This is a genomic window from Mesorhizobium sp. M1217 (assembly GCF_040318275.1).
Taxonomy (GTDB): domain Bacteria; phylum Pseudomonadota; class Alphaproteobacteria; order Rhizobiales; family Rhizobiaceae; genus Mesorhizobium.
Genome location: NZ_JAMYMA010000003.1, coordinates 397760 through 415324, shown reverse-complemented (window position 1 = coordinate 415324; position 17565 = coordinate 397760). Strand labels below are relative to the sequence as shown.

The following is a 17565-nucleotide window of genomic DNA, read 5'->3' as shown; positions in this document are numbered from 1 at the left end:
TCAGTTCCCGGCGCGCAACCTGCCGATAGTGCCGGTCGTGCTCTTGCCGGCGACGAGGTCGACCAGCACGACGCGCCCGCCGGCCTTCTGCACGACATCGGCGCCAACCACCTGATCGACCGTATAGTCGGCACCCTTGACCAGTATGTCGGGGCTCAGCGCCTCGATCAGCGAAAGCGGCGTATCCTCCTCGAAGATGACGACGGCGTCGACCGAGGCAAGTGCTGCCAGCACGCAGGCCCGGTCATGCTGGTCGTTGACCGGGCGCCCCGGCCCTTTCAGCCGGCGCACCGAGGCATCGCTGTTGAGGCCGAGCACCAGCCGATCGCACTGGCTGCGGGCCGCATGCAACAGGCTGACATGGCCGGCATGCAGGATATCGAAACAGCCATTGGTGAAGCCGACGCTCAAGCCCTCGTCTTTCCAGCCCGCCACCAGCCGCGCGGCGGCGGCGGCATCGAGGATCGCATCCAAGTGGGCGACCGGACCATGCGAGCGAAACAGCGCACCGGTGAGTTCCTCGATCGTCAGCCGCGCCGTGCCGCGCTTGCCGACGACAACGCCGCCGGCGGCGTTGGCGATCGATCCGGCCATGACGCGGTCGGCGCCTGCTGCAAGTCCCAGTGCAAACGTCGCGATCACCGTGTCGCCGGCGCCCGAAACGTCGAACACTTCGCGCGCCTGCGTGGCGATATGGCGGGCGTCGTCCGCACCGATGACGCTCATGCCCTTTTCGCTGCGCGTCGCGACGACGAAATCGAAACCGTGCGCCGAAATCAGCTGGCGCGCCGCCGCCTCGATTTCGTCGTCGGCAAACACTGCGCGGCCGACCGCCTCGCCGAGTTCCTTGCGGTTGGGCGTGATTGCCGTCGCGCCGGCATAACGCGCATAGTCGCGGCCCTTCGGGTCGACCAGCACCGGCTTGCCCGCTTCCCGACAGATCGAGATCAGCTCGCCGGCGGCGCCGTCGAGCAGCACGCCCTTGCCATAGTCGGACAGGATGACGATGTCGGCGCGCGCCAGCGCTTCGCGAAAATGCCCGACCAATGTCGCGCGCTCGGCATCGCCCAGCGGCTTGATTTCCTCTTCGTCGAAACGCAGCACCTGCTGGTTGAGCGCGCTGAATCGGCTTTTGGACGACGTCATGCGATCGGCATCCTGCGCCAGCCCGCCGGTGTCGACGCCAAATTCGCCGAGCATGCGCATGAGGTTCTTGCCGGCCTTGTCAGCGCCGATCACCGAGACCGGTATGACGGCAGCGCCGAGCGAAACGATGTTGGCGACGACATTACCGGCGCCGCCCATCGCCAGCGTTTCGCCGCGCCCGTGCAGCACGGGGATCGGCGCTTCCGGCGAAATGCGCTCGATCACGCCGTTGACGAAACGGTCGAGGATGAAATCGCCGACCACCAGCACAGTGGCGCTGCCGAAGCGCGAGATGGCGCGGTGAAGGGGTTCGGGAGAGGGCAGCTTGATCATGTCAACGCGTGGGAGGGCCGATTTTCGGTGACGGGAAATTCGATGGGCAGGGCCGGCCGTTCATGGCGATGCCGATATACCGCAATTTCAGCCGACGCAACGGCAGGCCTTCGACCGATCGCCGCGGCGAGACAGTGCGTCAGCTTTTCTGCAACGCGACATGCACGCCCAGTCCGACAAGCACCGCACCGCCGGCGCGCCGCATCAGGCGCTGCGCCCGGCTCGACTGCCGCAGCCTGGCGATCACCGCGCCGGCCAGTATCACGCAAACAATGTCGGCCGACGAGAACATCAAATTGACGATCGTTCCAAGCACGACGAACTGCAGCCAGACCGGAAACGCTGCCGAGGCATCGATGAATTGCGGCAGGAACGCCATGAAGAAAATCGCCGTTTTCGGGTTGAGCACCTCGACGGCAACGCTCTCCAAAAACGCGCGGCGGGCGGATTTCGGCTGAATTCCCGGCAAGACAACGTCGCCTTGCGCCTTGGCGCGAAACAAAGAAACACCGAGCCAGACCAGATACAGCGCACCGACCAGCTTGACCGCCATGTAAAGCACCGGCACGGCATGGAAAAGCACCGACAGGCCGACAGCGGCGGCGAAGACATGAACGTAGCCGCCGAGATGGATGCCGAGCGCCGCCATCAGCCCGGACCAGCGGCCGCGCGCCATGGTTTGCGCGGCGGCATAGAGCATGGCGGGACCGGGGATATAGGCGAAGATCGCCGTGGTGGCGAAAAAGGCGACAAGCAGTTCGGTTGACGGCATTACCTTGCTCCTGTCACGCTTCGCCGGTGGTCACCGACTGAAGCGAGAGCTTTGCGGCGGCACTGTGGCGCTCATCCGGCCGCCCCGCCACCTGCTTTGTCGACAGCCCGGCCCGCCTCCCCTATAAGGCCAGAATCCCACAAGGGCTACAACCGGCACAAGGTACCAGAGGCTTTCATGATCATCGTCACGGGCGGCGCCGGCATGATCGGTTCCAACATCGTCGCCGCGCTCAACGCCGAGGGTTTCAGCGACATCCTCGTCGTCGACGACCTCACCGACGGCCACAAGATCGCCAACCTCGCCGATCTCGAGATCGCCGATTATCTCGACAAGGACGATTTTCTGGCGCGGATGGAGGCCGGCGACCTCGGCCGCATCGAGGCCGTCTTCCACCAGGGCGCCTGCTCGACCACCACCGAATGGAACGGCAAGTTCATGATGGAGGTCAACTACGCCTATTCGAAGCGCCTGCTGCACGCCTGCCTGGCCCTGCGCTTGCCCTTCCTCTATGCCTCGTCCGCTTCCGTCTATGGCAGCGGCGCCGAGTTCCGCGAGGAGCCGCAATACGAGCGCCCACTGAACGTCTATGCCTATTCGAAAAAACTGTTCGACGACTATGTCCGCCGCACTGTCTTCGATACCGACCACTCGCCGGTGGCGGGCCTGCGTTATTTCAACGTCTACGGACCGCGCGAGGCGCATAAGGGCGCCATGGCCTCGGTCGCCTTCCATCTGTTCAACCAGGTCGAGCAAGGCCAGAACCCGAAACTGTTCGGCGCCTATGGTGGTTTCGGGCCCGGCGAACAGAGCCGCGATTTCATCCATGTCGGCGATGTCGCCGACGTCAATCTGTGGCTGTGGAAACGCGGCTCGAGCGGCATCTTCAACTGCGGCACAGGCAAGGCCCAGCCGTTCCGCGCCATTGCCGAGACGGTGATCGATACGCTCGGCAAGGGCCAGATCGAATTCATCGAGTTTCCCGACCACCTCAAGGGCAGCTACCAGAGCTTTACGCAAGCTGATATGTCCCGCTTGCGCGCAGCCGGTTACAACGGCCAGTTCCGCACAGTGGAAACCGGCGTCAGAGATTATGTCGAATGGCTGAAAGCCCAACGATCCTCGTGATCGGCCCACGCTGGGTGGGCGACATGGTCATGGCGCAGTGCCTGTTCCAGGCGCTGAAGGAGCTTCATCCCAACGCCGCCATCGACGTGCTGGCGCCGGCGTGGGCAGCACCCCTGGTCAAGCGCATGCCCGAAATCCGCCAGCAGATCGACCTGCCGCTGCAATCCGGCGCGTTCGAATTCCGCGTCCGAAGGCGCTTCGGCCGCCTGCTGCGCGGCCGCTACGACATGGCCTTTGTCCTGCCGGGAAGCTGGAAGTCGGCGCTGATCCCGTTCTTTGCCGGCATTCCGCGCCGCGTCGGCCATCTCAAGGAAATGCGCTATGGGCTTCTGACCGACATCGTGCCCTTGCCCGATCGCCTGAAACGGCGCACCGCGCAGGCGTATTTCAGCCTTGCCCGGGGCGGCGCGTTCCAGGCGCCGAAGCTTGCCGTCGATCAAGCCAACCAGGCAGCATTGTTCGGCCGTTTCGGGCTGACGGCGGGGAAATTCGTGGCACTCATGCCCGGCGCCGAATTCGGCCCGGCCAAGCGCTGGCCGAGCGAACACTATGCCGGCCTTGCCCGTGAGATGATGGCGAAAGGGTTTGGCGTCGCGCTGTTCGGATCGAAGAACGACGCTGAGGTGACGGCTGAAATCGCCGCGCTGGCGCCGGGCACGGTCGATCTTGCCGGCCAGACGCGGCTCGAGGATGCCATCGACCTGATCGCGGCGGCGAGGCTCGCCGTCTCCAACGACAGCGGGCTGATGCATGTCGCCGCCGCCGTCGGCACGCCGGTAGTCGCCGTCTACGGCTCGACCTCGCCGCAGAACACGCCGCCGCTCGCCGAGCGCCGCGAACTGGTCTGGCTCGGCCTGTCCTGTTCGCCCTGCCACAAAAAAATCTGCCCGCTCGGTCATCTCAACTGCCTGAAGACGCTGGAGGTCGAACGCGTCGTGGCGGCGGCGGAGCGGCTGCTGGAAATGCCGGCCGCCGCATGAAAGTGCTGATCGTCAAGACATCGTCCATGGGCGACGTCATCCACACCTTCCCGGCGATCGAGGACGCGCGCCGCGCTCGGCCGGATATCTCCTTCGACTGGTGTGTCGAAGAGGCATTTGCCGGCATCGTGGCGCTGCATCCAGCCATCCAAACCATCCACAGCGTGGCGATCCGGCGCTGGCGCAGGAAGCTGCTTCAGCCCGGCACATGGCGGGAAGTGATCGGCTTGCGCCGCGCCTTGCGCGATTGCCGCTACGACCTCGTTCTCGATGCGCAAGGCTTGCTGAAATCGGCGCTGGTGGCGCGGCTGGCGGCAGCGCCGATCGCCGGTTTCGACCGCTCGAGCGCCCGCGAGCCTTCGGCGAGCCTGTTTTATGGCCATCGCTACGCCGTGCCGCGCGACCTGCATGCCATCGAGCGCACGAGACGGCTGTTCGGGCTGGCGCTCGGCTACGAGCCGGATTTTTCCCGGCTTGACTCCGGCATCGTGCCGCCAGCCGGAAGATCGACTTTTGTCGGCGAAAAGACCGCCTTCCTGCTGCACGGCACCAGCCGCGAGGACAAGAAATGGCCGGTCGCGGACTGGATCGAAACCGCCCGCCTGCTGGTGGATAAGGGGATGACGCCGGTCACCACCTGGTCGAACGACCGGGAAAAGGCAGTTGCCGAGGCGATCGCCGGCGCCGTTTCGCAAACCGTGGTGGTTCCCAGGTCGCCGCTTGCCGAGATCGCCGCTGTCATCGGCGGCTCAGCGCTGGTGATCGGCGCCGACACCGGCCTGACCCATCTCGCCAGCGCCTTCGGCCTGCCGACGGTGGCGGTATTCCTCGCCACCGAGCCCGGCCTGACCGGCCCGCGCGGCCCGTTCTCATCGACGCTGCTTGCCAGACCCGGCCGCAGCATCACGCCGCCGGAGGTGATGGCGGAAGCCGAGAGATTGCTGGCGCTTAAATTACAAGGCGCTGCATAGGACCTTTTCAGAACTCGCTCTGGCGAGTCGAATAGCGTGGTTTTCGAGAACCGGAGCGGAGCGTACTTAAAGTACGTGAGCACCGGAAGCGCAGAAAACCGCGCTAGTCGGCCGCCAGAGTAGAATTATCAAAAGGTCCTAGATGAACTGCACCTGGACGATCTCGTAGCCCCTGGCGCCGCCCGGTGCGTTGACCTCGATGGCGTCGCCGACTTCCTTGCCGATCAGGGCACGCGCGATCGGCGAGGAGATCGAGATGCGGCCGGACTTCACGTCAGCCTCCTGGTCGCCGACGATCTGGTAGGTCTTTTTCTCCTCGGTATCCTCGTCGACCAGCACCACGGTGGCGCCGAACTTGACCTTGTCGCCGCTGAGCTTGGTGACGTCGATCACCTCGGCCCGCGCGATCAGATCCTCGAGTTCGTTGACCCGGCCCTCATTGAGGCTCTGCGCCTCTTTTGCCGCGTGATATTCGGCATTTTCGGAGAGGTCGCCATGCGAGCGCGCTTCGGAGATCGCCTCGATGATACGCGGCCGCTCCTGTTGCTGGCGCCAGCGCAGTTCTTCCTTCAATGACGCGAACCCCTCGCCTGTCATCGGGACCTTGTTCATATGCCTGACCTTTCCTGCCGCCGCCCCCGCAATCGGGAGCGACCTTGTCGATGGTACAAAAAGAAAACGGTCCGGCAGCCTCGGGCTAACGGAACCGTCTCACCACAATTTCGCAAGATATAGCAATCTTCGCGGGTTTTTCACGTCCAAAAAGTCGGTTTTTGAAAAATCATCGACCGATTGCGCGGCTGACCCAACGTAAAGCGGGGTTCCAAGATCGTATCGCGTGTACCGTGATGCCAGATCCCGGTTGTGCCAAACGTGCGCAGCACAGCAAAAAACCGGCTGCGATCGCTCACAGCCGGTTATGACGAGCGTTCCGGAGGATCAGCTCCTCATGAAATGATCGATCTGCTCCGACAGCATGCCGTATTCGCGAGATCCCTTGCCCGTGCGCTTCTCGATTTCGCGGAGCTGTTCCTGGGCGCCGGCAAGATCGCCGATCTGCAGGTGCGCCTCGCCGAGATATTCGCGCACCAGCGTGTAATTGGGGTCGATGCGCAGCGCTTCCTCGTAATAGCCGAGGCCGACGGTAATGCGGCCGGAATGGCGGTGCGAATAGCCGAGATAGTTGAGGATGCGCGGGTCCTGCTTGTTGGCGGCGAGGCTGAGCACGGCGATCGCCTCGTCATAGCGTCCATCCATCGCCAGCGCGCGACCGGCATCATAGATGCTGTCGTCGTCCAGCATACCTTGCTTCGGCGAGACACATTTCTTCTGCTTCTTGTCCCAGGCCTCCCCCTTCTTGCACTGGCTCTGGCCGCCGCCGCCATTGCCGCCGCCGCCGCCACCACCTCCCCCGCCTTCACCAGCCGAAAACGCCGGAGCCGCAATCAGCGGCAGGGCGGCCATGGCCATGGCACAAATCAGCAATCGTCTGCGCATCGAACTCTCCTTAGAACCTGACAATGCAACACTAACGCCGGGCCGAAGCCGTTTCGTCCCCGGAAAATGCCATTCTATCTCAAAACCGCGATCTCTCCCAGCAAGGCCATCTTATCCCTGGAACAGAGGGCATCGGAAATCATGGTTCACGATCAACGCCGACGCGCAAGAGAACGTGACGAGCGCTGCAAATCCGCTATCATCGGGCCGACCGAGCACGAAGCAGGGAGACGGCCGGTGCAGCAACGCGTTGAACGAGACTGGGAGCTTTCGATCGGTCCCGACACCGTGCGCCTGTTCATCCTGAAGGCGAAGGCGCTCAGCGCCGCCGTCAACGAAGACTATGCCGACGGCGCCGAGCACGAGGTAGAGCTCGACGGCAACGCGCACGACAAACACCATCACGACGGCCTTGCCGAGGAAAGCTCCGAAAATCTCACCGAGGAGGAACTGCGCGAACTGATCGACGACCTCAATGTCGACGAAGCGGCCGAACTGATTGCGTTGGCCTGGGTCGGCCGCGGCGACTATGACGCGACGGAATGGACGGACGCGCTGACCGCCGCCCGCGAGCGCGCCAACAAGCGCACGGCAAAGTACCTGCTCGGCATGCCGCTGCTGGCGGACTGGCTCGAGGAGGGCCTGGAAGCGATCGGCGCGTGACGGCGCGGTTACCGATTGTGATCGCCGGCCCGCCTCGCCCAAGGCAACTTCCCTGCATTCTGGCCGTTGCGAAGTAATGGCGGCGTTTGGCTTTTTCAGATTGGGTAGATTGCTCCTGGCCGTTACGGCTACGTCGCTGACGGGACCCGCTCTGGCCAAGGCGCCCGAACTGCCGCAAACTGCACCGGTTCCGCAGTTCAACCAGGAAGCCACTCCGCCGTCGCCAGCCGACATCCCGGTCCCCGAACCGCGCCCGGCGGATGCCCCGGAGGCTGAGCCGCCCCAAAACGAGCAGCCGCAAAACGGGCAGCCCCAAAATGGCCAGCCCAAGACCCAGCAGCCGGAGCCGCCGGCGATTGCACCACAGCCTCCTGAAAAGCCGGCGCAGGCTGAGCCGCCGGCAAGCCCACCGGCCGCGCCACCAAACCCGGCCGAGGCAGACAAAAAGGCGGAGCAAGAAATCCTTCCAGATCCTCGCTCGGCCGCCATTGCCGGGAAGGAAATGCCGGCCGAAGAATTGGCCTGCCGCAGGCGGCTGAAGTCCATGGGCGTCGATTTCGAGGAGCGCAAGCCCGAGCATGATACGGCGGTCGGTTGCTCGATCCCTTACCCGGTCGTGCTGAAAACGCTCGGCAAATCCATCGCCATCGGTCCCGAAACCGAGCTCAATTGCCAGATGGCGGAAGCGGCCGCCCGCTTTGCTGCTTCGGTCATCCAGCCTGCCGCAAAGGCCGAGTTCGGCACGGATATCAAATCGATCGGCCAGGCCTCCGCCTTCGTCTGCCGGCCGCGCCACGCCGGCGGCAAACTGTCGGAGCACGCCTTCGGCAACGCCCTCGACATCGCCAGCTTCACGCTTTCCGACGGGAAAGAGATCGATGTCGGTCCAACGCCGCCGCAGAAGGACGCGGAATTCCTGGATGCAGTGCGCAAGGCCGCCTGCGGGCCGTTCAAGACCGTGCTTGGCCCGGGCAGCGACGCCGATCATTCCCTGCATCTCCACTTCGACCTCGAACCGCGCCGCAATGGCGGCACGTTTTGCCAATGACGCCGGGCGCCGACAGTGGCGCCGCAATTTGGCCGCAGGCGTGAACGGCGCCGCTGATTTTTCCTTTACACTTCAGGTTTAGAGTCTGTGCCATCCAGGGACAGGGACCCTTCCGATGGCCGGGCTATTTGGCGCTGCGCTTGCCGCTGCGCGGCACACAGGACGCGCGCGCATGGCCGGCAGGCTTGCCGCCGTGCTTGCCATTGCAGCGGTCTCGGCCTGCAATACCGGCAGCGTGCTGTCGCTGCAGCCGGCCGTCGATGTCGGCAGCCAGACCGCTGCCGTTCCGCCCAATTCCGGCCCACAAGATTCCGGTCCCCAAGATTCCGGCCCGGAATATTCCGGCATGCAGCGCCTCGTCCCGTCCGACCCATATATGACGGCCGCCTATCCGCGCATGGACAACCCGATGTCGCCGGCCGAACAGATGCCGGCTACAGAGATCGATTGCCGCAAGGAACTGAAACGCCTCGGCGTCGTCTACACCGACGTTGCGCCGATCCATGAAGGCCAGTGCGGCATCGACTATCCGGTCAAGGTCTCGGCCATCGGCAGTGTCGAGATGAAGCCGGCCGCGACGCTGACCTGCGACATGGCCGCCACCTTTGCCGGCTGGACCAGGAACGAACTCGTCCCGTCGGCCCGCTGGCGCTATTTTTCAGGCGTCAAGACCATCCACCAGGGCTCGAGCTATTCCTGCCGCAGGATTGCCGGCGAAGGTGTTTTGTCGGAACACGGCAAGGGCAATGCGCTCGACGTGATGAGCATCGAGCTCAACAATGGTGACGACATCGACGTCCGCAAGCCCGGCCTGTTCGCCTTCCGCACACGCGGCTTCCTCAACAATGTCCGCGCCGACGGCTGCCAGTACTTCACCACCGTGCTCGGCCCCGGCTACAATTACGATCACCGCAACCATTTCCATTTCGACATCAAGAACCGCAAGAACGGCTACCGCGCCTGCCGCTGACCGTTCCGGTTTTCAGATGAAATTGGAACAAGCATTTCGCGAGAGCGTCCGGATCAGCTGCGTTGCGTGCCGCCGGTGGAAGCCTTGATGTGCTGCGCGACCAGACCCTGGACGTGCCACAAGTTTTTGTCGCGGATTCCGCTTTCCTCGAGCATGCTGACGGTGCGGAACAGATACTGGGCGGACGAACCCCAATGTCCGGCTGCGCGCGCCAATGTCTGTGCCACCTGATCGAGCGGCAGCCGCCCGGCATAAGCCTTGCCGTCGGGTGCCGCGACGAAAGCCAGGGCGCGTAGCGGACCGTCGCTGGCCTCGACCCAGATCCAGCGCGGCACGTTGGTAGGCGGGTTGGCGTCGATCTCCCGTCGCATCAGCCGACCGAGTTGCCCGAAATGATCTTCTGCCGGAAGTCTGTAGACAACGCCTTTGCAGCTGCCGCCCCGGTCCAAAGCCAGCATCAAGGCCGGAACATCACGGGTTCCCCGCCAGCGGGTCAGCTTCAGGCAGAACGAGCGGTGCCACCCTGGCGCCGTGGCCGGGCGCTGCTCGACATAGTCGAATTCGGGATTCCAGATCAGCGAGCCGTAGGCAAAGACCCAGAGCATTTCGGGCCGGTATTCCAGCAGCAGTTGCTCGACAAGACCATCGAACTCCGCGTCGGTGTGCTCTGTCGTCCCGGGCTCGGGGCCGGGGTCGGGCTCGACACGTTCGACCAGCGCGACAAGGTCGGCGGTCAACGCCATGGCAGTGCCGCGCGCCGGTTTGCCCTTCATCACGCCCTCATTCGTGCTAGCCGGTTCTACGCCATTTCATGCTAAAATATAACGATAGACCGGCTGAGCGCCGCTTGCCAAGGATTTCCGGCCTGCCAGTTTGAGCGCCAATGCATGAGCCAACGAAGCCTTCGACGACGTGCAACGACCTGGCTGGTGGCATGCTGTGCCGCTTATCTTTCGCTCGCCTATTTCGCCGCGCCTGAGTTCTGGACGTTGCGGGACCGCAATTTTCGCAATCAGCAATTCGAGATGGTGACGCACACGCCGCAAGGCATTCCGGGCGATCCGATCAATGTCGGCCTGGTCGGCACCAAGAAGGAGCTTGTCCATGCTTTTGCCGTCGCCGGCTGGGATACGGCAGACGCGATCACGCTGAAGACCGCCATCGAGATCGGCGAAAGCGTGCTGTTTAACCGCCCCTATCCCGACGCGCCGGTCAGCCGGCTGCTGTTCGAAGGCCGCGCCCAGGACCTCGCCTTCGAAAAACCGGTCGGCGCCAGCGCCGACCGGCGCCACCACGTCCGCTTCTGGCAGACCGATGCGACCGGCGACGACGGCCGGCCGCTTTGGCTGGGCTCGGCAAGCTTCGACCGCGGCGTTGGCCTCAGCCATGACACCGGCGCGATCACTCACCACATCGGCCCCGACATCGACGCCGAGCGCGATGGGCTGATGCGCGACCTCTCCGCCGCCGGCATGCTGATCTCGACCAGCGAGATACCAGGCGTCGGCGCCACAAAGACCGGGCGCAACGGCGAAGGCGATCCCTATTTCACCGACGGCAAGGCCACCATCGGCATCTTGCTGCAACTGCCGTAGGCGCGCGATCAGCCTTCCCGTCTGACAACCATTTCCGACCGGCTCAGGGCACGGTGATCACGATCTTGCCGAACGGTCCCGTCTCCAATCGCTCGAATGCCTGCGGCACCTCGTCGAAGCCAAAGACCCTGTCGATCACCGGCTTGATCGCGAGCGTCTCGATCGCCTGGTTCATTCGTTCGAAGGCGCGGCGGTGGCCGATCGATATTCCCTGCACGACGATCCGGTTGCGCAGGAACGGAATGATCGGGAAACTAAGCTCCATGCTGCCGAGAAGGCCGATGAGCGACAGCCTGCCGTCGGCGCCCAGCGCATTGAGCGAGTGCCGCGCATTGTCGCCGCCGACCATTTCCAGCACATGCCTGACGCCGGCCCCGTTTGTCAGTTCGCGCGCCGCCTCGTCCCACGCCGGCTGACTGCGATAGTTTATTCCTCGCCAGGCGCCGAGCGCCTTCGCCCGTTCGAGCTTCTCGTCGCTGCTCGAGGTGACGATGGCGCGCAGGCCGAAGGCGGTCGCGAACTGCAGCGCAAACAGCGACACGCCGCCGGTGCCCTGGATGAGAACGGTTTCGCCCGGGATCGGCTTGGCCGCCTCGACCAGCGCGAACCACGCCGTCAGCGCCGCGATTGGCAGCGTCGATGCCTCGACATCGCTGAGCGACGGCGGCGCCGCCACGGCGGCATCCTCGTGAAAGAGCACATGCTCGGACAGCATGCCGGGCAGTGACGAACCAAGCGTATGCTTGTGCAGCACCGGCGGGGCGTCGCCGTCCGGCCAGTCGGCGATCACCTGGCCGAGCACGCGCTGCCCGATGCCGAAGCGGCTGACTTCGCTGCCGGTGGCGACTACTTCGCCTACCGCGTCCGATGTCGGCACGAACGGAAAGCTGAGGTCCGGTATCAGCACGCCATCGACGATCATCCTGTCCTTGTAATTCAGCGATACCGCTGTGACGCGCACCAGCAGGTCATGCGGCCCGGGTTCGGGCAGCTTTCCCTCAGCCGGCTTCAGCCTGGACAGGCCGAAACCGTTCATCTGCCAGGATTTGTTTTCGGTGCTCATTTGGTTCGCGCTCCGCGGTTGATGGCTGCGCGGACATTTACGCCGTTTCACTATGGAGAAAAGCGCTTCGATGTGGCATGTTTCGCAACAGATTAATGAGCGAAACTCTACAATAGGAGCGCTTCATTGGAAACGGCCAATCTGCAGGGCATCGTCGCATTCGTTCATACGGTGGAGGCTGGCAGCTTCACCGGCGCCGCTGTCCGGCTGCATGTCACGAAATCGGCGGTCGGCAAGTCGATCGCACAGCTGGAACAGCGATTGGGCGTTCGCCTGCTCAACCGTACCACCCGTAGCCTCAGCCCAACCAGCGAGGGCCTGAGCTACTATGAAGCCTGCGTCAGGGCGCTGGCCGAGATCGAAGCCGCCCAGTCACTGCTCGCTTCCCGCAAGCAGGTGCCTTCCGGGCGGCTGCGCGTCGACCTGCCTCTGGCTTTCGGCCGGCGATGCGTCGCCCCGGTGCTGTTCGACATTTCCAAAAAATTCCCGGATCTGACGATGGAAATCTCGTTCAACGACCGGCGCGTCGACCTGATCGAGGAAGGCATCGATCTAGCGGTGCGCATGGGCGATCTCGAGGACAGCCTTTCGATCGCCGCGCGCCGCATCTATGCCCAGCGTTCGGGCATCGTCGCCGCCCCCGCCTATCTCGACGCCCATGGCAGGCCGCAATCGATCGAGGATCTCGCCAGGCACAGCCTCATCGGCTACGGCCGCGACGGCGCTGTCCATCCCTGGACCGTCAGGCATGCCGACGGCCCTCTCGAAAAATTCGCGCCCAAGGCGCGGCTGGTGCTCGGCCACGGCGAACCGATGCTCGATGCGGTACTGGCCGGCTGCGGCATCGTCTTTCTGCCGACATGGCTGACGGCCGACAGCATCAGGCGCGGTGAGCTCGAAATGGTTCTGTCGGACTGTCTTGTCGAAAATACCGTGGTGCATGCCATCTGGCCGGTAACACGCAACCTCGCGCCAAAGGTGCGCGTCGTCGTCGACACCCTGATCGAGCATTTTTCCGCGCCGCCCTGGGATGCCGCTTGATTGCTCCGCCGGCTAGTTGAAAAGACAAAGGGCCATTGCTTAAGGTTTGCGCTGCCAGGGCGGCGCCGACTTCGACAATTGATAACCTCCAACACGAATTGGGCATTATCTTTTCTGTCTGAAGCGATTGCCCTGAAAAATCGCGACCGTCCTATTTTCGAAAACCGCGTGGCAATGCTATGGACCCGGCATGCTTTATGCTGAAATAGCCATCGTGGTCGTCCTCATCTGTGTGAACGGCCTTCTGTCGATGTCCGAGCTCGCCATCGTCTCGTCGCGGCCGGCGCGGCTCAAGGCGATGATCGACCGCAACGTCAAGGGCGCCGGCCGGGCTCTGGCGCTCGGCGCCAATCCGGGAAAATTCCTGTCCTCGGTGCAGATCGGCATCACTTTGGTCGGCGTCTTGTCCGGCGCCTTTTCCGGCGCCACGCTTGGCGAGCGGTTGGCCACCTTCCTGGCGTCGGCCGGTATCCGCGAAAGCCTCGCCGACCCGCTCGGCGTCGGCATCGTCGTTGCCCTAATCACCTATGGCTCGCTGATCATCGGCGAACTGGTGCCCAAGCAGATCGCCTTGCGCGACCCCGAACGGGTCGCCGTCAGGGTCGCTCCGGCAATGACCATCCTCGCCAGCTTCTCGGCGCCGCTGGTCTTCCTGCTCGACTTTTCCGGCCGTGCCCTCCTGTGGCTGCTTGGCCAGCGCGGCCAGAGCGAGGAGAAGGTCACCGACGAGGAGATCAAGATGCTGGTCGCCGAGGCCGAGCACCACGGCACCATCGAATCCGACGAACGCCGCATGATCGCGGGCGTCATGCGGCTCGGCGACCGTGCCGTGCGCGCGGTGATGACGCCGCGCACCGAGGTCGATTGGATCAATTTGCAAGCTGACGAGGCCGCCATCAGGAAGCTGCTGATGGATACCCAGCATTCGCGCCTGCCGGCCGGCGACGGCGGCGTCGATGCCATGATTGGTGTCGTCCAGACCCGCGACGTGCTGGCCGCGATGCTGGGCGGCCGCGCCCTGGACCCGCGCCGGCACGTGCGCACCGCCCCGATCGTGCATGACCAGGCCGACGCGCTGGATGTGCTTGCGACGCTGAAGGAATCCGACGTGCCGATGGCGCTGGTGCACGACGAATACGGCCATTTCGAAGGCATCGTCACCCCGGCCGACATACTGGAAGCGATCACCGGCGTCTTCCGCTCGGACCTCGATGCCGGCGACGAGGAAAACGCCGTCAAGCGCGAGGACGGCTCATGGCTGCTCGCCGGCTACATGCAGGCCGACGAGATGGCGGAGGTTCTCCGCATCGATCTGCCCGAGAACCGCGACTACGAAACCGTCGCCGGCTATGTGCTGTCGCATATGCACCATCTGCCGGCGACCGGCGAATGCGTCGACGCGCAAGGCTGGCGCTTCGAGGTCGTCGACCTCGATGGCCGCCGCATCGACAAGCTCATCGCCACCCGACTGCCCGGCGCCCACCGCGAGGTCGTGCGATAGGAGGCGGTGCGGTTGGGTCCTGACCTATTGCGGACGGCGAGCCGTGTTTCGCGGCGACTGCCGCCGACCGTAGGTCAGAGCCAGGCCTGGCAATTGCAGGACTTAGCGATCAATCGATCGCCTCGATGCCTTGCGCCTTCAGCCGTTCGATATGGTCCTTCATCTCTTTCAGCCGCTCGGGGGAGTGGCCCTGCCACTCGGCGACCTCGCCCGTGATCCTGAGCGGCTCACGGGAGCGATAGGACTGCGTCGGATTGCCGGGAAATTTCTTGCCCGTAAGATTGGGGTCGTCCATGATCGGGCCGGTTGGCTCCACGATATAGACCCTTTCCCGTCCGTCACCAGCGGCCAGCTCTGCACCCCAGATGGCCGCATCCAGAGTGCCGGTCAGATAGACCCAGGCTGCCTGCTTTCTCGCGCCGTAATTGGAGCTGTAGCCGGCTTCTATCAGGTCTCCCGGTTTAAGGTCGACCCGGGTGCCGTGGTAGAATTGGCGTGCGTTGTCGGGGGCTGTCATCGGCTCGCTACCCATCCTCGCTGTCTCAGGCATCATGGTGCCGTGGTGCGCACTATTTCATGCACGTCACCAAATCAAGCATCTGGCCGTGCGGTTATCGGCTCCCGACACCCATTCCGGTTATCCCGCCCGATGCACGCTATCGGTCGGCTGCCGGTGCGGGTATTATCGGCGCCTGTACGTCGCTATGGTGGAAAAATGGATCTGCAAACCTTCAGGGATTCGATTGCGAAACCACAGCCGCCAGACGGTTTGAGCCCTGCCCTGCAGGCGCTGTGGTGGGATGCAAAGGGCGATTGGGCTAAGGCGCACGAGTACGCGCAGCGGCGCGACGATACTGCGGGCATGCACGTGCATGCCTATCTCCACCGCAAGGAAGGCGACCAGTCGAATGCGGAATATTGGTATCGCCGCTGCAGCGCCGCGCCATCGACCTTAAGTCTTGACGAGGAATGGGAAGAGTTGGCGCGTGCACTTTTAGGGCAAAGCTGACGCCTGCTCGGCCCCTCGCAAAATAGCCGGTCCTGCAACCACTTGCCGGGGCTTCAGCTGGCGCCCTGTGGCATGTCCCTGCCGTTCCATTCCGCAGTGCGCGCCCGCGCCTCTTCGGCGATCAGCTTGAACTCCCGCATCTTCGCAGCCTCGATGGCGAATGCGCTGCTTGGCAGGACGCCGGGGTCCTCCTGACTGTTCTGAAACTGAAAACGGGCCTCCAGCTCGGCCCATATTCGCTCGGGTGCCGTATCCTTGCTGGCAAGCAGTGCGACGACCAGCGCCAAAGTCTCGCGCTGGGCGTTCAGCCGCCCTTCGATCTCTTCATTCGGCAATTCGGACATGCGGGTCGCTTCCAGTTTCTGGCTCAACGGCAAAATCGCACCCTTGTTCCGGAATTCAGCGCCTGCGCGGTCGGGCTGAGCGGCAGATGCTCGCGATCGCTGTCGCGCTGATCTTTTCTCCTCCGTTCTATTGACTCCTCAATATATGACGTGTCATACGATGACATATCATCTAATGGAGAGGAAAAAATGAAAGTACATGCCATCCGGACCGGGTCGGTCCGCATCAAGACGGCCCAGATCGAAGGACGCGGCCATGGGCTTGCCAGCATCTTTGCCGACAGGAACTGGTCCGGCTGGTTGCCGACCTTCGCCTGGGCCATCGAGCATGACGAAGGCGTCATTGTTGTCGACACTGGACAGGCGGCGCATCTGCTGAACGGGCACGGACGCTCGCTGCATCCGTTCTTTCGCTGGGAAGTGCACTTTCGTATCGAGCCGGAAGAAGAGATCGGGCCGCAGCTGCGTGGCCTGGGCATCGGGCCGCGCGACGTCAAACGGGTGGTGCTCACGCATCTGCACATGGACCACGATGCGGGCTTGGTGCATTTTCCCCATAGCCAGATACTCGCCGCCCCCAGTGAGATCGACACGGCGTCGGGTTTCATGGGAATGCTCCGCGGCTACCTGCCGCAGCGCTGGCCCGACTGGTTCAACCCCATACGGCTCGAGCTCGACGATGGACCGTTCGGCCAATTTGCGGCGAGCAAGCGCTTGACCAAAGCGGGCGACGTCGTGGCGATCGCAACTCCTGGTCACACTGCCGGTCATCTTTCGGTGCTGGTGGAGGATGGCGACGCAACGCTCTTTCTCGCCGGCGACACGTCTTACAACCAGGCACTGATGCTTGCCGGCAAGGTGGACGGCGTGGGACCCGATACAAAAATTGCCGCCGCCACCCTGCGAGCCGTCCGGCACCTCGCCGAGCAGCAGCCGACGATCTATCTGCCGACCCATGATCCGGAGAGCGCCGTGCGGCTGGCGACGCGTCAGCTGGTGACCGCCCCGGTCGAACTGGGAGCGGCGGCATGAAACCAGAAGAGGAGCTCCGATTCCTCATTCTCGGCGCCCAGCGCGAAGGCAACAGGCTGCTTACCGACTTGCTCTCGCCGCTTGGCGTCACCCCTTCCCAGGCTGAAGTCATCAGCTGCCTGAAGGCCGGCGGACCAATGTCGCTCAATGCTGTTGGCAAGCTGCTGGTCTGCGAGACCGGCAGTCCCAGCCGGCTGGTAAGCACGCTGGTCGAGCGGGCGCTCGTCGTCAGGCGGGAAAACTCCGACGATCGCCGGCAGGTGGAGCTCGAACTGACACAGGAGGGGCACCGGCTCGCCGCCGAAATCCGGCAGGTCGAATCCCGGCTTTACGGATGGCTGGGCCAGCGGCTCACGCCGAACGAGGTCACAACCGCCGTCGGGCTGCTGCGAGTTCTGGTCGCCGGAACAGCCGCCGGCAACGCAATCGCCCGGCGCGATGGGCCATCATCCGATCTCCCGAAGGAATAAGT

Annotated in this window: 20 protein-coding genes; 12 read left to right on the top strand and 8 right to left on the bottom strand. The window is 63.9% G+C overall.

Annotated elements, in window-relative coordinates; translation table 11 throughout:
* Together rfaE1 and NKH37_RS07260 are read right to left on the bottom strand one after the other, a co-directional pair.
* On the bottom strand, positions 1–1479 hold the full coding sequence (gene rfaE1 / locus NKH37_RS07265) for a D-glycero-beta-D-manno-heptose-7-phosphate kinase (protein WP_352586847.1): 1479 nt from the start codon (positions 1477–1479) through the stop codon (positions 1–3).
* A 139-nt stretch (positions 1480–1618) separates the two neighbouring features.
* Entirely contained in the window at positions 1619–2251 is a 633-nt protein-coding gene (locus NKH37_RS07260) for a LysE family translocator (protein ID WP_023678350.1), read from the bottom strand.
* 177 nt (positions 2252–2428) lie between these two features.
* Between NKH37_RS07260 and rfaD the strand changes: the two genes are divergently transcribed.
* Genes rfaD through waaC form a run of 3 tightly spaced genes read left to right on the top strand, consistent with a single transcriptional unit; the run spans position 2429 to position 5330 of the window.
* Positions 2429–3379: an ADP-glyceromanno-heptose 6-epimerase gene (rfaD, locus tag NKH37_RS07255; protein WP_352517064.1), complete on the top strand. Its 951-nt coding sequence runs from the start codon at positions 2429–2431 to the stop codon at positions 3377–3379.
* The gene (gene waaF / locus NKH37_RS07250) at positions 3352–4359 is read left to right on the top strand and encodes a lipopolysaccharide heptosyltransferase II (RefSeq protein WP_352517063.1); all 1008 of its coding nucleotides are present in this window, start codon (positions 3352–3354) and stop codon (positions 4357–4359) included. The genes rfaD and waaF overlap by 28 nt, the downstream gene beginning before the upstream one ends.
* Positions 4356–5330 carry a lipopolysaccharide heptosyltransferase I gene (waaC, locus tag NKH37_RS07245; RefSeq protein ID WP_353004902.1) on the top strand — a complete coding sequence of 325 codons (975 nt, stop codon included), beginning with the start codon at positions 4356–4358 and terminating at the stop codon, positions 5328–5330. The genes waaF and waaC overlap by 4 nt, the downstream gene beginning before the upstream one ends.
* 138 nt (positions 5331–5468) lie before the next feature.
* Here waaC and greA read toward each other — a convergent pair whose 3' ends face one another.
* Positions 5469–5942, bottom strand: coding sequence for a transcription elongation factor GreA (gene greA / locus NKH37_RS07240; protein ID WP_023719113.1), 474 nt, complete (start codon positions 5940–5942; stop codon positions 5469–5471).
* A 327-nt stretch (positions 5943–6269) separates the two neighbouring features.
* The gene (locus tag NKH37_RS07235; RefSeq protein ID WP_023719114.1) at positions 6270–6827 is read right to left on the bottom strand and encodes a tetratricopeptide repeat protein; all 558 of its coding nucleotides are present in this window, start codon (positions 6825–6827) and stop codon (positions 6270–6272) included.
* Between the two features lie 237 nt (positions 6828–7064).
* Between NKH37_RS07235 and NKH37_RS07230 the strand changes: the two genes are divergently transcribed.
* The 3 genes from NKH37_RS07230 (at position 7065) to NKH37_RS07220 (ending at position 9508) form a co-directional block, all read left to right on the top strand.
* Entirely contained in the window at positions 7065–7490 is a 426-nt protein-coding gene (locus NKH37_RS07230) for a DUF3775 domain-containing protein (protein WP_352856880.1), read from the top strand.
* 76 nt (positions 7491–7566) lie between these two features.
* A complete protein-coding gene (locus NKH37_RS07225) occupies positions 7567–8538 on the top strand; it encodes an extensin-like domain-containing protein (protein ID WP_352592470.1) in 972 nt (323 codons plus the stop codon).
* A 115-nt stretch (positions 8539–8653) separates the two neighbouring features.
* Positions 8654–9508, top strand: coding sequence for an extensin-like domain-containing protein (locus NKH37_RS07220; RefSeq protein ID WP_353004901.1), 855 nt, complete (start codon positions 8654–8656; stop codon positions 9506–9508).
* Positions 9509–9561: 53 nt separating this feature from the next.
* Here the strand turns inward: NKH37_RS07220 and NKH37_RS07215 are convergent, their stop codons facing one another.
* Positions 9562–10281 carry a gamma-glutamylcyclotransferase gene (locus NKH37_RS07215; protein ID WP_353004899.1) on the bottom strand — a complete coding sequence of 240 codons (720 nt, stop codon included), beginning with the start codon at positions 10279–10281 and terminating at the stop codon, positions 9562–9564.
* A gap of 114 nt (positions 10282–10395) precedes the next feature.
* On the opposite strand from NKH37_RS07215, the gene NKH37_RS07210 reads away from it, so the two are divergent.
* On the top strand, positions 10396–11103 hold the full coding sequence (locus NKH37_RS07210) for an LssY C-terminal domain-containing protein (RefSeq protein WP_353004897.1): 708 nt from the start codon (positions 10396–10398) through the stop codon (positions 11101–11103).
* Positions 11104–11146: 43 nt separating this feature from the next.
* Here NKH37_RS07210 and NKH37_RS07205 read toward each other — a convergent pair whose 3' ends face one another.
* The gene (locus NKH37_RS07205; RefSeq protein ID WP_353004895.1) at positions 11147–12166 is read right to left on the bottom strand and encodes a zinc-dependent alcohol dehydrogenase family protein; all 1020 of its coding nucleotides are present in this window, start codon (positions 12164–12166) and stop codon (positions 11147–11149) included.
* Between the two features lie 126 nt (positions 12167–12292).
* On the opposite strand from NKH37_RS07205, the gene NKH37_RS07200 reads away from it, so the two are divergent.
* Together NKH37_RS07200 and NKH37_RS07195 are read left to right on the top strand one after the other, a co-directional pair.
* A complete protein-coding gene (locus NKH37_RS07200) occupies positions 12293–13207 on the top strand; it encodes a LysR family transcriptional regulator (protein ID WP_353004893.1) in 915 nt (304 codons plus the stop codon).
* A gap of 190 nt (positions 13208–13397) precedes the next feature.
* Entirely contained in the window at positions 13398–14708 is a 1311-nt protein-coding gene (locus NKH37_RS07195) for a hemolysin family protein (RefSeq protein ID WP_023719122.1), read from the top strand.
* Positions 14709–14817: 109 nt separating this feature from the next.
* Here the strand turns inward: NKH37_RS07195 and arr are convergent, their stop codons facing one another.
* Positions 14818–15225 carry an NAD(+)--rifampin ADP-ribosyltransferase gene (gene arr, locus NKH37_RS07190; RefSeq protein WP_502895871.1) on the bottom strand — a complete coding sequence of 136 codons (408 nt, stop codon included), beginning with the start codon at positions 15223–15225 and terminating at the stop codon, positions 14818–14820.
* Positions 15226–15423: 198 nt separating this feature from the next.
* On the opposite strand from arr, the gene NKH37_RS07185 reads away from it, so the two are divergent.
* Positions 15424–15717: a hypothetical protein gene (locus NKH37_RS07185; RefSeq protein WP_353004890.1), complete on the top strand. Its 294-nt coding sequence runs from the start codon at positions 15424–15426 to the stop codon at positions 15715–15717.
* A 53-nt stretch (positions 15718–15770) separates the two neighbouring features.
* Here the strand turns inward: NKH37_RS07185 and NKH37_RS07180 are convergent, their stop codons facing one another.
* Complete coding sequence (locus NKH37_RS07180) at positions 15771–16061, bottom strand: hypothetical protein (protein WP_352494910.1); 291 nt, start codon at positions 16059–16061, stop codon at positions 15771–15773.
* 189 nt (positions 16062–16250) lie between these two features.
* Here NKH37_RS07180 and NKH37_RS07175 point away from each other — a divergent pair, with 189 nt between their 5' ends.
* Both NKH37_RS07175 and NKH37_RS07170 read left to right on the top strand, forming a co-directional pair.
* On the top strand, positions 16251–17093 hold the full coding sequence (locus NKH37_RS07175; protein ID WP_352494909.1) for an N-acyl homoserine lactonase family protein: 843 nt from the start codon (positions 16251–16253) through the stop codon (positions 17091–17093).
* Positions 17090–17563, top strand: a complete 474-nt coding sequence (locus NKH37_RS07170) for a MarR family winged helix-turn-helix transcriptional regulator (protein WP_023719127.1) — start codon at positions 17090–17092, stop codon at positions 17561–17563. The genes NKH37_RS07175 and NKH37_RS07170 overlap by 4 nt, the downstream gene beginning before the upstream one ends.
* Positions 17564–17565: the final 2 nt, after the last annotated feature.